Source organism: Arthrobacter sp. Y3221159, from assembly GCF_059089885.1.
Genome location: NZ_JBNHFC010000001.1, coordinates 291,644 through 306,403 on the forward strand (window position 1 = coordinate 291,644; position 14,760 = coordinate 306,403).

Annotated in this window: 17 protein-coding genes and 1 pseudogene; all 18 read right to left on the reverse strand. The window is 62.3% G+C overall.

The window, feature by feature from the left end; translation table 11 throughout:
- Window positions 1-90 precede the first annotated feature (90 nt).
- The 18 genes and pseudogenes from AC5RT3_RS01405 to AC5RT3_RS01490 all read right to left on the reverse strand — a co-directional run bounded on the left by AC5RT3_RS01405 (window position 91) and on the right by AC5RT3_RS01490 (window position 14,530).
- The gene (locus AC5RT3_RS01405; protein WP_494123314.1) at window positions 91-975 is read right to left on the reverse strand and encodes a type II secretion system F family protein; all 885 of its coding nucleotides are present in this window, start codon (window positions 973-975) and stop codon (window positions 91-93) included.
- A 6-nt stretch (window positions 976-981) separates the two neighbouring features.
- Window positions 982-1,914: a type II secretion system F family protein gene (locus AC5RT3_RS01410; protein WP_494008915.1), complete on the reverse strand. Its 933-nt coding sequence runs from the start codon at window positions 1,912-1,914 to the stop codon at window positions 982-984.
- Between the two features lie 9 nt (window positions 1,915-1,923).
- Window positions 1,924-3,426 carry a TadA family conjugal transfer-associated ATPase gene (locus AC5RT3_RS01415; RefSeq protein WP_494123315.1) on the reverse strand — a complete coding sequence of 501 codons (1,503 nt, stop codon included), beginning with the start codon at window positions 3,424-3,426 and terminating at the stop codon, window positions 1,924-1,926.
- Complete coding sequence (locus tag AC5RT3_RS01420; RefSeq protein ID WP_494123316.1) at window positions 3,426-4,622, reverse strand: CpaE/TadZ family protein; 1,197 nt, start codon at window positions 4,620-4,622, stop codon at window positions 3,426-3,428. Before AC5RT3_RS01420 ends, AC5RT3_RS01415 begins: the two co-directional genes overlap by 1 nt.
- Window positions 4,619-5,374, reverse strand: a complete 756-nt coding sequence (gene cpaB, locus AC5RT3_RS01425) for a Flp pilus assembly protein CpaB (RefSeq protein ID WP_494008912.1) — start codon at window positions 5,372-5,374, stop codon at window positions 4,619-4,621. The genes AC5RT3_RS01420 and cpaB (AC5RT3_RS01425) overlap by 4 nt, the downstream gene beginning before the upstream one ends.
- A 40-nt stretch (window positions 5,375-5,414) precedes the next feature.
- Entirely contained in the window at window positions 5,415-6,449 is a 1,035-nt protein-coding gene (locus AC5RT3_RS01430) for a pilus assembly protein TadG-related protein (protein ID WP_494123317.1), read from the reverse strand.
- Window positions 6,437-6,808 carry a TadE/TadG family type IV pilus assembly protein gene (locus AC5RT3_RS01435; RefSeq protein WP_494123318.1) on the reverse strand — a complete coding sequence of 124 codons (372 nt, stop codon included), beginning with the start codon at window positions 6,806-6,808 and terminating at the stop codon, window positions 6,437-6,439. The genes AC5RT3_RS01430 and AC5RT3_RS01435 overlap by 13 nt, the downstream gene beginning before the upstream one ends.
- Window positions 6,809-6,908: 100 nt before the next feature.
- Entirely contained in the window at window positions 6,909-7,118 is a 210-nt protein-coding gene (locus tag AC5RT3_RS01440; RefSeq protein ID WP_494123319.1) for a Flp family type IVb pilin, read from the reverse strand.
- A gap of 264 nt (window positions 7,119-7,382) precedes the next feature.
- Window positions 7,383-7,598 (reverse strand): Flp family type IVb pilin, encoded by a 216-nt coding sequence (locus AC5RT3_RS01445; protein WP_494123320.1) that lies wholly within the window; start codon window positions 7,596-7,598, stop codon window positions 7,383-7,385.
- 5 nt (window positions 7,599-7,603) lie between these two features.
- A complete protein-coding gene (locus AC5RT3_RS01450) occupies window positions 7,604-8,467 on the reverse strand; it encodes a type II secretion system F family protein (protein ID WP_494123321.1) in 864 nt (287 codons plus the stop codon).
- Between the two features lie 19 nt (window positions 8,468-8,486).
- Window positions 8,487-9,440: a type II secretion system F family protein gene (locus tag AC5RT3_RS01455; RefSeq protein ID WP_494123322.1), complete on the reverse strand. Its 954-nt coding sequence runs from the start codon at window positions 9,438-9,440 to the stop codon at window positions 8,487-8,489.
- Window positions 9,440-10,897 (reverse strand): TadA family conjugal transfer-associated ATPase, encoded by a 1,458-nt coding sequence (locus AC5RT3_RS01460; RefSeq protein ID WP_494123323.1) that lies wholly within the window; start codon window positions 10,895-10,897, stop codon window positions 9,440-9,442. The genes AC5RT3_RS01455 and AC5RT3_RS01460 overlap by 1 nt, the downstream gene beginning before the upstream one ends.
- Window positions 10,894-12,093, reverse strand: a complete 1,200-nt coding sequence (locus AC5RT3_RS01465) for a CpaE/TadZ family protein (RefSeq protein ID WP_494123324.1) — start codon at window positions 12,091-12,093, stop codon at window positions 10,894-10,896. The genes AC5RT3_RS01460 and AC5RT3_RS01465 overlap by 4 nt, the downstream gene beginning before the upstream one ends.
- Window positions 12,090-12,872, reverse strand: coding sequence for a Flp pilus assembly protein CpaB (gene cpaB / locus AC5RT3_RS01470; protein ID WP_494123325.1), 783 nt, complete (start codon window positions 12,870-12,872; stop codon window positions 12,090-12,092). The genes AC5RT3_RS01465 and cpaB (AC5RT3_RS01470) overlap by 4 nt, the downstream gene beginning before the upstream one ends.
- Window positions 12,873-12,892: 20 nt before the next feature.
- Window positions 12,893-13,198 carry a hypothetical protein gene (locus AC5RT3_RS01475; protein WP_494123396.1) on the reverse strand — a complete coding sequence of 102 codons (306 nt, stop codon included), beginning with the start codon at window positions 13,196-13,198 and terminating at the stop codon, window positions 12,893-12,895.
- Between the two features lie 537 nt (window positions 13,199-13,735).
- Window positions 13,736-13,861: pseudogene (locus tag AC5RT3_RS01480) on the reverse strand (pilus assembly protein TadG-related protein); the annotation flags it as partial.
- Entirely contained in the window at window positions 13,849-14,247 is a 399-nt protein-coding gene (locus tag AC5RT3_RS01485; protein WP_494123326.1) for a TadE/TadG family type IV pilus assembly protein, read from the reverse strand. The gene AC5RT3_RS01485 and the pseudogene AC5RT3_RS01480, both read right to left, overlap by 13 nt.
- An 82-nt stretch (window positions 14,248-14,329) precedes the next feature.
- The gene (locus AC5RT3_RS01490) at window positions 14,330-14,530 is read right to left on the reverse strand and encodes a Flp family type IVb pilin (protein ID WP_494123327.1); all 201 of its coding nucleotides are present in this window, start codon (window positions 14,528-14,530) and stop codon (window positions 14,330-14,332) included.
- Between the last annotated feature and the right edge of the window lie 230 nt (window positions 14,531-14,760).

Below are 14,760 nucleotides of genomic sequence, written 5' to 3' on the forward strand. Positions count from 1 at the left end.
TTCAAGGCTACTTCCTGGAATTCTTTCGTTGGCCTATTTCGGATGAACCTGTGTAAACCTTGACCGACTCTTCAGCGGTCCTTGTGCCTGTCACTGGCCGCTGAATGTCATCACCGTATTGACCACGGCCGGGCCCAGGATGGCGATGAAGAGGACGGGGAATATAAAGAAGAGGAGCGGAAAGAGGATCATCACCGGAAGTTTCATGGCCTTTTCCTCTGCCCGCTGGCGGCGCTTCACGCGCATCACTTTGGCCTGGACCCGGAGGACCCGGCTGATGGCGATTCCGTAGGTGTCCGCCTGGACCACGGCCTGGACGAAGCTCCGCAGCTCCGGGATGTTGGTCCGTTCCGCCAGGGCGATGTAGGACTCGCGGCGGCTGCGGCCCACCTGCATGTCCTGCAGGGTGCGCACCAGTTCCTCCGCCAGCGGGCCCTTCCCGTTCTCGCCTGCCCGGGCCATGGCGCCCTCGAATCCCAGGCCCGCCTCCACGGAGATCAGCATTTGGTCCAGCGTGTTGGCAAGCTCCAGCTGGATGACCTTCTGCCGCTCCTGCCCCTTGCTGTAGAGCAGCAGGTCCGGAATGAAGTAGCCCAGGAACAGGACGAAAAGGCCTGACAGCTTCATCAGGGGGGTGCTACCGATGGCGGTCAGGTAGATGCCGACTGTGATGCCCGCCAGGCCGATGGCGAGTTTGGACCCCAGCACCTTGCCCAGCGGCATGGAGACCGGGCGGCCGGCCAGGGCCAGCAGGCGGTCAAGGAATGCCACGTAGGCAGGGGGAGTGAGGCGGCGGCCGATGCCTTCGAGCAGCCCGGGCTTGGTTTCCGGCGCCACGGTGACGGACGGGGCGCCCCGGCCAAGGAGCTCGCCGACGGCCAGCCGGCCCTGCCTGTCCACGGTGAGGGCGGACCAGGCGAGGACCGCCACCGGGACTGAGACCAGGAGGATGGAGAGGAGGATGATGACGTTCACGGTTCCTCAGAACTTCAGGTTGATGATCTTGCGCATCCACAGCGCGCCGATGGTCATGAGGACGAAGGACGCGCCGATCATTGCCCAGCCCAGCGGGTGGGTGAACATTGAGTCCATGTAGGTGGGACTCACGGTGAGCAGCATGGCCACGATGCCGAACGGCATGGCAATCAGGATGTAGGCGGAGAACTTGCCTTCCGCCGCCAGCGCCTTGATGTGGCCCTTGATCTCCGCGCGCTCGCGGATGGTTTCGTTGACCTGGTCCAGGACGTCGGCCAGGTTGCCGCCCACTTCCCGATTGATCTGGATGGCCTGCGAAATCCAGACGAAGTCCTCGTTTTTCATCCGGTCCGCCGTGTCGTTGAGCGCGGCCAGCAGGTCGCGGCCCAGGCTGGTTTCGGTGATCACCCGCCGCATCTCCTCCGACGTCGGCTTCTGCGACTCGGCCGCCGCGGCGTCGATGGCGCGCAGGATGCTGTGCCCGGCACGGAGGCCGCCGGAGAGGAGCTGCAGGGTGTCCCCGAGCTGGCCGTCGAAGGCCGTCCGGCGTTTCCCGGCCAGGAACCCGAGGACGAGTTTTCCGATGAAGGGTGCCAGCAGGGCAAGGAGCAGCCCCACCAGCGGGCCCACGGCGACAGTTCCCACCAGCATGCCAAGGCAGGCACCGATCCCCACCAGGAGGAGGAATTCCGCCTGGCTAAGGCGCAGCCCGGCGTTCTCCAGCTGGGGGCGGGAGAAGAGGGTGAGGTTCCGCCCGGCCAGGAGCCGTTCGAAGGACCGGACGGCGGTCAGCGAGAACCGTGCCAGGGAGGACGGCGGGTCGGTGTCGAACGGACGACGGCGGTCCAGCGGCACCGAGGGGGCGCCCGGCAGGATCACGGCGACGCCCAGCAGGCAGACGGCGGTGAGCAGGATGACGGCTCCGGCTGCGAGGATCACGGTAGCGCCCTATCTTCCGGGAGAGGTGGTGCCGGCGGGGTTCAGGGGTGACGCAAAGACCGACGGCGACACGTGGATGCCCAGGTCCTCGAACCGGTCGATGAACCGCGGCCGGATTCCCGTGGCCACGGGCTTGCCCAGGAACCGCCCGTGCGCATCCACCCCGGCGGAGTAGTCGAAGACGAACGCGTCCTGGAGGGTGACGATGTCCCCTTCCATGCCCTGGACCTCGGTTACGTGCGTGATGCGCCGGGAGCCGTCACGGAGGCGGGAAATCTGCACGATGAGGTTGACGGCGGAGGCAATCTGTTCTCGGATGGCCCGTAGCGGCAGGTCCATGCCGGCCATGAGCACCAGGGTTTCGAGCCTGGCCACGGCATCGCGCGGGGAGTTGGAGTGCACTGTGGAAAGAGACCCGTCGTGGCCGGTATTCATTGCCTGCAGCATGTCCAGGGATTCACCGCCGCGGACCTCGCCCACCACAATCCGGTCCGGGCGCATACGCAGCGAGTTCCGCAGCAGTTCGCGGATTGTCACTTCACCCTTGCCTTCGGTATTGGGCGGCCGGCTTTCGAGCCGGACCACGTGCTCCTGCTGGATCTGGAGTTCCACGGCGTCCTCGATGGTGACGATCCGTTCATCATGCGGGAGGAAGGATGAGAGCACGTTCAGGAGCGTTGTCTTGCCGGTGCCCGTGCCGCCGGACACGATGATGTTGAGTTTGGCCTTGACGCAGGCGTTGAGGAGCTCGGCCATCTCCGGGGTCAGGGTGCCGAAGTCGATCAGGTTGCGGACCGTCAGCGGGACCTTGCTGAACTTACGGATGGTGAGCGAGGATCCGCCCACGGCCAGCGGCGGGATGACGGCGTTCACGCGGGAACCGTCCTCGAGCCGGGCATCCACCAGGGGGGACGACTCGTCGATGCGGCGGCCCACCTTGGACACGATCCGCTCAATGACTTTGCGCAGGTGCTCCTCGGAGCTGAACCGGGATTCGGTGAGCGTCAGCTTGCCCTTGCGCTCGACATAGATCTGGTCCATCCGGTTGACCATGATTTCCGTGACGGCCGGGTCGTCCAGCAGGCGCTGGAGGGGGCCGTAGCCCAGGACGTCGTCGGCAACGTCGCGGACCAGCCGGGTGCGTTCTTCGGACGTGAGCGGCACCTGTTCGGCATCGATGATGCGGGAGAGTTCCTCCTTGGCGGTGCTCCGGAGCTCCTGCTCGGTGACCGCAGCATCATTGAAGCGGGCGCCCATCCGTTCGAAAAGGGCGTTGGCCGCCCGCAGCTTCATGGCGGCGAAGACGTCCACCTTGGGTGCCGTGGGCACCTGCTGGGTGCCGGCGTCGTGCGCGGGAATCACGACGGCGGGGCGCGCGGGAAGGTGCCCCTCCGCCGTCGTGCCCGGAAGGGTGTTCGGGGACGCGGCGGCGGGACGCTCCAGCACGGCCGTGGCCGTGCCGGATGCCTGGCCGCGGTCCTGGGCCGCGTTGATCCGTTCGGAGAGTTTCATCAGATGACCACCCTTCGGTGAAGCTTCCGCTGTGTCTGGGTACGCCACGCCGGGTTGAACCGCTCCACCAGCTGGCGAAGGCTCTTCACGGCGGGGTCTTTCCTTGATTCCTGGAGGACGGGGATGCCCCGGTTGGTGGACAGGGCCACGGCGCGGGACCGGGGGACGCTGACATCCACGGGTGCGCCGATGGTGGACTCGACGTCCTGGACGTTGAGGCCGGCCTTGGCGTCCGCCATGTTCAGGACAACGTGCCGGGACTCGGGCATGATGTCCAGCTGGCGGAGGACCTCCAGGCCGGAGCGCAGGCCGCGGAGGCTGGGGACGTCCATGGCGCTGACCCACACCACATCTGTGCACTGTTCCATGGCGGCCAGGCCGATTTCCGGCATACCGGGCGCGGTGTCGATCACCACGTACTGGAATTCCTGGGCCAGCTGCTCGATGAGGCGGCTGATCTGTTCCGGGGTGATGTGGTCTGCGTCCACCGGGTTGGGCGGGGCGCAGAGCGCGTAGATGCCCGCCGGGTGCACAGTGAGGAAGGCCTTGAGGACCAGGGGGTCCTGCGCGGCCGCGGGGGTCACGGCGTCAGTGACGGTGTGCTCCGGGTTCAGGTAGAGGCCGGAGGCGACGTCGCCGAACTGCAGATCCAGGTCCACGATCACCACACTCATGGGCGCGATCTGGCCCAGGCCGATGGCGATGTTGGTGGCGAGGGTGGTCTTGCCGACGCCGCCCTTGGGGGAGAAGACGCCGATGACCAGGCCCTTGCCGCCGTTCTCGGTGGGCGGGGCCTCGTGGTTGCGGTGCCGGGTGGCGAAGGACTGGCAGGCACGTTCCAGGAGGACGCGGATTTCCGCCGCGTCCGCCTGGGGGCTGAGGATGTCCCGGATGCCGGCGCGCATGGCGTGCAGCAGGAAGTCCGCCTCGGTGTCGCTGACTAGGACCAGGCTGAGGCCGGGGAGCTGGACGTCGAACACCTTGGCGAACCGGAGTGCCTCCTCGTAGGGCACATCCGGGCCGATGATCAGGACCTCGGGCTGCTCCTGATTGAGCAGGGAGAACAGTTCTCCGGGGCCGGCCGGGAGGATGTCCGAAGCGATGGTCTGCACGGTGCCGCGCAGGCCGTGGGCGACGGCAGCGCGCAGCTTCTGGTCGAACTCGCCGTTGGGGGAGAGGAGGACGAAGCGGCTCACTTGTAGACCACTTCCTTTCGCTCCACGCGGGGGCCGTTGTCCTGGGCATCCACGGGTTCCTTGGTGAGCCAGAGGCTCCCGTTGATGGACGTAAAGATGATCTTGGCGGCGTCCACATCGGTGACGGCGACGGTGAGCATGAGGGAGCCTTCGGGGAGGGTGGTGTCCTGCGGGTTGGTGCCGTCCTCCGCCTTTTCGGCGCTCGCCGCCTGCGGCGCACGCTGGACGGCGGTGACCAGGACCTTGCGGAGGGTGAGCTGGGTGGTGGCGTCTTCCGCCTTCGCCTTGTAGGCGCCGTTTTCGAAGTTGAGGGCGATGCCCACGTGGTCGCCGACGTTGATCCTGCCGCCTGCGACGCGCTGCGGTTCCAGCTGGAAGGAGACTTCCTGCAGACCCGCGGGAACTTCCACGGCGCCGCTCTCCTTCGCTTCCTCCGGGGCGACCAGCCGCTCGGCCAGGAGTTGCTCGCCGGGGACCAGGTCCACGGCGGCCACTGTGCCGGCCTTGCCATCGAGCGTGCTGAGGGCGGTGTCGGACACGCCGGCGGAGGGCACCTTTTCGATGACCAGGCTGGCGGCCATGTCGTTGACCGGGGTTCCGGCGGGGACGGCTTCCTTGACCACCAGGACGTCGCGGGGTTCGGTGGAGGCCAGGGCCCGCTGGTCGGCGCCGTTGGCGTAGAAGATGATGAGGATGGCCCCCACGAGCGCCAGGGCGACGGCGGCCGTTCCGGCGAGCAGGCGAGACTTCACTGTGTTACTCCGTGGGGTTCGTGGGACGGCTTGTTTGCGGTCAGAGGGTGAGGCGGGCGATGGTGGCGCCGTACTGGTCCACCGGGCCGAGGGTGTAGCCGTCGGCGAGGGAAACATAATTGACGAATTTGCCGATGATCCCGCGGCACTCACCCTTGCATTCGGTCGCGGTGGTGACGCCCGTCGTCGTCGACTTTTCGCTGCGGTGTTCGTAGGGAAGTCCGGTGCCGCCGCTGAACTTCCAGCCTGTGACCTCGAAGGCGGCGAAGGACACCAGGCCGTAGATGGCGCCCGCGCCGGTTCCGGTGACCTTGTTGAAGACCGGGAGGAGGACGATCACCTTGCGGCCAGCGGCGATTTCGCTGGCCCATTTGTTGAGCTCCGTTGTGCAGTTGCCGGGGGCGTTGTTGCCGGGGTCACTGCCGCCTTCGCTAACGGCGAGGTCGATGGTGCCGCCGCACTTGCCCGCGTCCTGGACCAGCCAGCCGAAGCCGCCCTGGACTGCGGCGCCCGACGGGCCGTAGTTGCAGTCGGCGTTTTGGTTCTTGCCGTGTTCCTGGAGGAGCTGGAGTGCGCCGCCGATGTTGTCCTTGACCTGGCAGATGGAGAACGCCAGGGGGAACGCGGTGCGGCCGGCCTTCGGGCTGCCCCACGCGGCGGAGGACCGGGCGCCCACCTCCTTGGAGGGGATGCCGATCGCGCTGGCGAAGAAGAGCGAGACAGAGTTGTCTTTCCCGCCGGTTTCCTGGGCGCTGGTGGTGACGCTGACCGTGCGGGCGGTCTTGTCCAGCTGGATGCTGTGGACCTTGCTCATGCCGTCCAGTGCGTTCTGGTTGGCGAGGCTCCCGGCGAGGGTGGACGTCGTCGAGCATTGCGTGTCCGTGGCGTCCCGGGCGCATTTCTGTGCCAGGGCGATGGCGGAGGCGTCCGCGCCGCTTTGCAGCTGCGCGCGTTCGGAGTAGATGACCCCGACGTCGACGGCGATGGCCGTGAAGCCGAGGAGCGTGACCAGGAGGAGGGCGACGATGACGCTGACGGCGCCTTTTTCTTTATTGTCCCCGCTTACCCGCCGCACAGCATGACTCCTTTGCCCGTCATGGGGAACGGTCCGGCGATGCCGGTGATGGTGGACAGGTTGTATTTGATGGTGAGGGTCACCTGGTTCCCGGTGCTGCAGGCGCTGGTGCTGAGGGTGATGTCTGCAGCGGGGATGGTGCTGACCGAGGCGGCCGCGTTGATCGCCGCGGTTTTGGCGCTGGCCGGATCGTTGGCGATGGCCATGACCCGGACGCCGTCGCGGGCTGCATTGGTGAGCGTGATCTGGGCGTTGTAGGCGCGGCCGAATTCGATGGTGCCCAGGACCAGCATCAGGAGGAGGGGCAACAGGATGGCGAATTCGACGGCGGCTGCTCCGCGCTCCGAATCGTGTGACACCTGCTGCACCTCCTCCTGGATTTGCTGGTTGTACTTGGGCGTTGTTGGGGGGGGGCGGTTCCGATATGGGGGGGCCGGAACCGGACTCGGGGATGGCTTGTTAGGAGCCGGTGCCGCCGGTGGCCGGTGCGGTCGGGGCGATCTTGGTCTTGACGTCCGTGAAGAGGTCGTCCAGGGTGCCGCCGAGGAGGGTGACGGCTGCGATGATGACCACGGCGATGAGCGCGACCATGATGCCGTATTCAACGGCGGTGGCGCCCTTTTCCTCGGTGCGGAGGCGAGCCATGAGGTTGGTGTAGAGAGAAAGCATTTGAGACTCCTGTGCGAGACGGTTTGGCTGGTCCTGCACCAGCGCTGATACGAAGTTAGCAACCGAAATTGGTGCAAATACCGGATCTTGGAGCATCCTGCGCAAACGCTTTCACTCCCGGACTTTTCCTGTGCTTTTGCTTGGTTTTTGCTGCGCTGAGGCTGGGAATTCCTGTGGTGCGGGCACACAAACGGACCCCCTCGGTTCTGGGTGCCGAGGGGGTCCGGTCTATGGGGCGCCTGATGCGCCTGTGGTCGTAGCGGGCTAAGGGATACCGAGCGCCGTTTTGACCCCAGTGGTGAGGAAGCCGAAGAAGGAGTTCAGCGCAACGCCGAATAACCCGACCCCTGCCACAATTACCAGAGCAATAAATCCGGCAAGAATGCTGTACTCGGTCGCCGTTGCGCCCCGCTGTTCATAGAGGATGCGACACGACAGGGCTCTTGTTCTCAGCAACACACGATGCAGATAGTTCATCATTCCTCCTAGGAGAAGGCGGCGACGATGTTCATGACTGCCGGCCCCAGCAGGATGATGAAGAGGGTCGGAAAGATGAAGAAGATCAGCGGGAAGAGGATTTTTACCGGAATCTTCATGGCATGTTCTTCCGCGCGCTGGCGGCGCTTCAGCCGCATTTCGTGCGCCTGAACCTTCAACACCTTTGCGATGGCGATACCGTAAGCGTCTGCCTGGACAATGGCTCGGATGAATGAACGCAGGTCGGGGACGTCCACACGATCGGACATGGCCAAGTAGGCCTCCTTGCGCGAACGCCCCACTTGCATGTCCTGCAGGGTCCGAGTCATTTCCTCCGCCAGCGGCCCGCTGCCATTCTGGGCAGTACGGGCCATCGCGGCCTCGAACCCCAGGCCGGCCTGCACGGAGATGAGCATCTGGTCCAGGGTGTTTGGCAGCTCTTGACGAATTTTAGCCCTCCGCTTTTCTGCGTTGGTTCGCACGAGCAGGTCGGGTGCGAAGTAACCCAGCCCGAGTGCCGCGATAAGAATGGCAAAGCGGGCGGGTTCCGGGGACGCGAGGACGTTGAACAGGCCCAGGATGCCTACGCCAAGCGCAACCATGGGCTTGACGATCAGTAGGCGCTCCAGGGGCCACTCCTTTGGCCGCCCTACAGCAGCGATCTGCTTGTCGAGCCAGGCAACATAGCCTACCGGCGTGATCTTGCGGGCGATGGCGCTGAACTCTGCCGAGAGGTTCTGCGGGGCGGTGTTCCTGGCGCGCTGTCCCAGGTTGGCTTGGATGTTCCGCACGGCAACCCTATCAGTGGCCGCAACCGACCAAACCAGGTACGTGAGGGGCAAGACGATGGCCAGAATCGCTCCCAGTGCCATTGGTGACATATCGACCCTCCTAGTACTTCGGTTTGATGAGGCGGCTAAGCCAGAGGCCGCCGGCGGTGAGCATTACAGTGGCAGATCCAAGCATCAGGAATCCTGGGAGGGTACTGGTAAAAGTCTTCGCATACTGGGCATTGATCAAAATCAAAGCGAAGAAGAGCACCACCGGGAGGCCCATAAGAACCGCCGCGGACATTTTTCCCTCAGCGCTAAGAGCCTTCACTTGGCGCCGGATCTGGTTTCGATCGCGGATAGTCTCGCCCACATGGTCGAGCACCTCCGCAAGGTCTCCGCCCACTTCCCTGTGTATCTCAATAGCTTGGGAAATCCAGGCAAAGTCTTCGCTGCCGGTCCTTGCCGAGACGTCCATCATGGACTCCCCGAGGTCTCGTCCAATCCTGGTTTCGTTGACAATCCTGTTCAATTCCTCGGACATAGGTGCTTCCGTTTCACGGGCGGACGCATCGACCGCTCGTAGAAGCGAATGCCCCGCCCGCATGCTTCCTGTCAGCATTTGGAGCGTGTCCGGCAGTTGCTCATCGAACTTGCTTCTACGCCGTGAGGTAAGCACGGAAAGATAAGCCATCATCCCCGCTGGAACTAGGGCAAACATTAGGACTGCGAAAAACAGGCCCCCTAGGAGGAATCCGAAGACGCTGCCTGCGAGGGCGCCTGCACCCATCATTAGCAGGAAATCGGCGGGTTGGGTTTTGAGGCCTGCCCGTTCGAGTTTTTCCCGGCTGACAAGGAAGTCCTTCCTTCCCTTCAACTGTTTGTTTATTGCTCCCACCGCCGTATCGGTCAGTACGGTCAATCTGGACGTTGCTGCAACGATGTCAGGCCGCCGCCGCGAAAGCGGGATTCTATGCCGGGGTTTCAGGACGACAACGAACAGGACAACGATCGCGGCGAATATAAGTGCCACGCCCGCGATCATCATTGTGATCGGGGCTTCGGCCGTCTCCATCACCGGCCCCTGACCGGTTGCGCACCGAATACAGAGGGCGAGATTCGAATTCCGAGTTCTTCGAACCGGTCCGTGAACCGGGGTCGCACGCCGGTGGGAATCGGCTTGCCGAGGAAGCGGCCATTGGCATCAATACCTGCTGAGTAGTCGAAGACGAAAGCGTCCTGGAGCGTGACGATGTCTCCCTCCATGCCCTGAACTTCGGTAATGTGTGTCACTCGACGCGTTCCATCGCGAAGCCGTGAAATGTGCACAATGAGATTCACGGCCGATGCAATCTGTTCCCGGATGGCCCTAAGTGGAAGGTCCATACCTGCCATGAGGACCAGCGTCTCCAAGCGCGCGACTGCGTCGCGCGGGGAGTTAGCGTGCACCGTCGAGATGGATCCGTCATGACCGGTGTTCATGGCCTGCAGCATGTCCAGCGACTCGCCACCACGGACTTCACCAACAACGATCCGATCGGGACGCATTCGCAGCGAGTTTCGGACCAGGTCGCGGATTGAGACTTCGCCCTTGCCTTCAATATTGGCGGGCCGGCTCTCCAGACGCACCACGTGATCCTGTTGGAGTTGCAGCTCAACAGCGTCCTCTATAGTCACAATGCGGTCTGTAACAGGAATGAAGGACGACAACACGTTCAACATCGTCGTCTTGCCCGTTCCGGTACCGCCGGAGACGATGATATTCATTCGCGCATGCACGCACGCCTGCAGGAGCTCCGCCATCTCGGGGGACAGGCTTCCGAAACTGATGAGCTTTTGAACGGTGAGTGCTTCACGCCCGAACTTGCGGATTGTCAGCGAGGCTCCGTTGACGGCGAGAGGGGGGATGATCGCGTTGACGCGCGAGCCGTCGGGGAGACGGGCGTCCACCAGCGGTGAGGACTCGTCAATGCGACGTCCGATCCGCGTCACGATCCTTTCGATCACTCGGCGCAGTGCTTCCTCGCTGCTGAACTTTGTGTCGGTAAGGAACAGATGACCGTTCCTCTCCACGTATATCTGGTCGGCGCGGTTCACCATGATCTCAGTGACCGATTGATCATCTAGGTACCGCTGCATTGGGCCGTGGCCCAGCACGTCGTCGATGATTTCCCGTGTGAGACGCTGACGTTCTCCTTGCGACAAGGGAACCTGTTCCTCATCCACAACCGCTTTCAACTCATCCTTGACGAATTGGTGGAGTTCCGTCTCTTCCAAGGATGAATCAGTAATCCGGGAACCGAGTCGATCGTAGAGAGCCTGACTGGCCCGCTCTTTGAGGCCGGCAAGAGCTTCGCTTGCGATGCCTGCGGTCACCTCCACCTGTACGGGCGCCTGGGAGTGTTCTGCCGCGTGTGCTTGCTGTATGGCACCCAAGGTAGACGCAAGCGGCTGCGGGGTAGCCGGGCCGGGCAGATCGGAGCCAGCAGTTTCGTCGCCCCGCAACTTTGCAAATCTGTGTGAGAGAGTCACTGTACTACCGCCCTTCTGTGAAGCTTCTTGCGAGGGGCTTCCCAATTCGGTTTGAAGCGTTCAACCAACTGTCTGAGGCCCTTTGCTGCTGCGTCCCGGCTTCCGTCCTGAAGCAAGGGGACCCCCTTGTTTGTTGAGAAGGGGACGGCACGGGACCGTGGTAGGACGACGTCCACTGGAGCGCCTATGGTGGCCTCGACGTCCTGGACTGAGAGGCCGGTCCTTCTATCAGCCATGTTGAGTACTACGTGCCTGTTATCCGGGAGCAGATCGAGCTCTGAGAGAATCTGAAACCCTGTTCGTAATCCACGGATGCTGGGAACATCCATACCGCAAACCCATACTGCATCCGTGGCTTGTTCCAGGGTGGCCAGCACATGCTCGCCAAGCCCTGGCGCCGTATCTACCACCACGTACTGAAACTCTGCGCGCAATTGGCGCAGCAAGTGACTAATGTGTTCCCCCGAGATCCTGTCCATGTCGATTGGATTGCGGGGAGCGCACAGGACGTAGATGTTTCCCGCATGCATGGACAGGTACGTTTTAAGGACCATTGCATCCTGACTCGCAGCTCCAACCACGGCCTCTGTGATCGTGAACTCTGGTTCAAGCAGCAACCCGCTGGCGATGTCCCCAAATTGAAGGTCGAGGTCTACGACCACGACGCTCATCGGAGCAATTTGGCCCAAGCCGATGGCCAGGTTGCTAGCAACTGTCGTCTTGCCCACTCCGCCTTTGGGGGACATGACGGCAACCACGCGCCCTCCATCGGCAGTAGGGCGTTCGGCGGTGCTGGGGGCCAATCCACGTCGTCGGCCAGCCGCGGCAAGGCTAGCTCGTTCTACCAACGCGCGCACCTGATCCATATCGGCAGAAGGAGGAATGAGATCCCTGATGCCGGACCGCATAGCATTCAGCGCCAGTTCCCCGTCGTCGTCAGCGGCGAGGACAATGCTGATCTCCGGGTACTGGAGGTCCATGACTGCCGCGAATTTGAGCGACTCGTCCTGGGGAAGGCCGGGCCCGAGGATCAGGACCTCGGGTGGCTCGCCAACTTGCTGGCGAAGAATGTCCTCCGGACTGTCAGGCAAGTAGGCAGCCTGGAAGAACTGTAGAGACCCACTAAGTGGTGCTACGGAAGCCCGAACTTTACGCTCATAATCCACCGACGGAGAAATCAGAATGAAGCGGCTCATCGGAATACCCTTGTCTGGTTGACGACTCCGTTGGTGCCCTCCGTGGCGTCAGCCGGCTCCTTGGAAAGGTAGATCTTTCCAAACTCGGCGGCATACACCAGCTTTTCAGCATCAACGGCGTTTCTGGCGAATGTGATCAGGTAGGAGTCGCTCGACGCCTGCTTCTCCGAGCTCTCTGCATTGAGCGCGCCCTGCGAGCTGGCTTGAGTCGCCTCGCCCTGGGTCTGTGCGGCCTGGCCGGAACTGAACTGTACCGCCGTCACCAAAACCTTGTGGAAGGTCAGCTGTGTAGCGTTTCCGCCTCCGGCTTCTGTACCGCCGGCATCACCAAGTGAAATAAATACGCCTACCGTATCTCCGGCCTGAATTTTTCCGCCAACAACCCGATCGATGCTAAGGCGGACGGTTATTTCCTGGAGACCCTCTGGAACTTCCACCCTGGCCGGTCCCAGGAATGCGTTCGCGTCTACCAAACGGCTTGACAGCAGTTGCTCCCCGGGCTCCAGCGCTACCGATGTCACTTTCGAACCCACCGAGCCGAGGTCGTCCACGACTCCATCGGCCACCGCAGTTCGCGGAACCGTCTTTGTCGTGAGGTACTGGCCAAGTTGGCTAGATGGCGTCCCCGCGGCAATCTTCTGCTTCACCACAAGGATGTCTTCAGTTTCTGTGTTGGCAAGGGCGCGGCGGTCTGCCCCTTGCACATAATTGAACAGAAGGACTGTGCCGATGATTGCGACAACCAATGCGGCAATGCCTCCCAGTAGGCGTGCTTTCATGTTTTCCCCTTAGTGGATTTCTACTTCACGAGATGTGGAGGCAGTTCGGCGCCGCCGCCGGAATAGCCGCCGCCTGCATATACCGATGGGTCGGCGACCCAGCTGACGAAGCGACCCCGAATGCCTCGATTCGTTCCCCCTAGGCCGGTCTGATCGCCGCCCGTGGAGCCCGGGAAGCTGTAGCCCAAGAGCATGAACGCCGCGTAGCCCTTGATGTAGTACTTGGCGTTGGCACCCGTTCCTGTGACGGATGAGAAGACAGGAAACAGAATTACCTTGTTCAGGTAGGTAGGCAGGAGGTCCTTGCATTCAGTTGGGAGACTCAAGCCCGTTTTCGAAGTGGCGTATGGATCTACTACTCCAGCCGTTGTCGTGTCATCAGGATGTACCGTGGCCTGGCATGCACCGGTATCTGGAATAAGCCATTCGAAACCCCCAGGGATTGCTGCCCCAGAGGGGCTGTCACTAACGCAGGTTTCGCTGCCATGGGTCAGGATGGTGTGGACAGCCCCATCAACGTCAAATTGACACGGTGCGAAGGTGAGAGGCAGCGTGGCTGGACCCGACCCCGGAGAGCCCCACGCAGCCGTAGACGTTGCTCCGACCGTGACCGGCCCCGCGTTGAGAGCGCTTGCAAACATCTTTGCAAGGAAACTCGAGGACCCGTTTTTCGTGGAAGTAGTTACGGTCACTTGCCCGGTAACGCTGAGATCAACGGCCGCATCACTGGCACCATCATTGGAATTGGCATTCGCCAGTGGGCCAGCTAGTGAAGTCGCGCAAGGTCCGGGGTCGCAACTTTCTGCTACCGCCAGGGCTCCGGCATCGGCTCCGTTTTGCAGCTGCGCACGCTCGACATAAATTTGGCCCACATCGACCGCGACGGCGCCTACTCCAATGAGCACAACCATCATGACGGCAACGGTTACTCCGGCGGCGCCCTCTTCATTTGAAAAACCGGATTTTTTCCTTGTCCCTAACCGCCGCATTGCATCGCTCCTTTGCCGGTCAGATTGAGTGTGGATCCGAAGAACCCAGTCAGCGAGGTTCCGGAGTAGGTTACGGTCACTACCGCATTCGGTGTCGGTGTGGTTGCCGGGCATGCGGCGGCTGAGTAGTCGAAGGACAGCAGGGCCGTGTTGATCGATGGGGCGCCTGCCTTGCCGGCAGCTGTGGCCTTCGTCGCGTCCTTGGTAATGGCCATAGTTCGGGCGGCTTCGCGGGAAGCTTGGGTGACGGAAACCTGAATGTTGTAGGCGTTTGCGAATTCAACGACGGCTATGATCAATGCGAGAAGCACGGGAGCGATAAGAGCGAACTCAACGGCGACAGCACCAGCTTCACAGTCGGACGAACTTATGTGGCTGCGTTTCAACTAATCCCCCTGGACTAAGTCAGCCGGAATGAGTACGGTGTGCCGCGCGATATAGCGCGGCACACCGTGAGTGTTTGTTGGGTTACCAGCCGCTGACGGTGGTGCCCAGAGTGCTGAACCACTCGTTGAGCTCGCCGCCGAAGAAGCCGACGCCGGCCACGAGAACGAGAGCGATAAGGCCGACCAGAAGCGAGTATTCCGTCGCGGTGGCGCCCTTTTCAGAAGAGAAGCGATCCTTGACGCCGGCGATGAAAGCAGTCATTGAGACCATAAGAGAAGTCATTGTATTTCCTTAATTCGGTGAAATGGATTTGTTTGATTTCAACGAATTTCCAGCTGCCCCCATAATTCCTTAGCGGCTGGACTTCGCTAAGAAAAGATTGTCATTTGGCGGATGTGGGCAACAATGCGTAGTGGTACTCGACTTTTTCTACGTCGGTCAAAAGTACGTACTCGAAAGATGAAGCCAGTACTCAGAAAGCGATGTGAGTACATGCAGCCACTACTTGGATC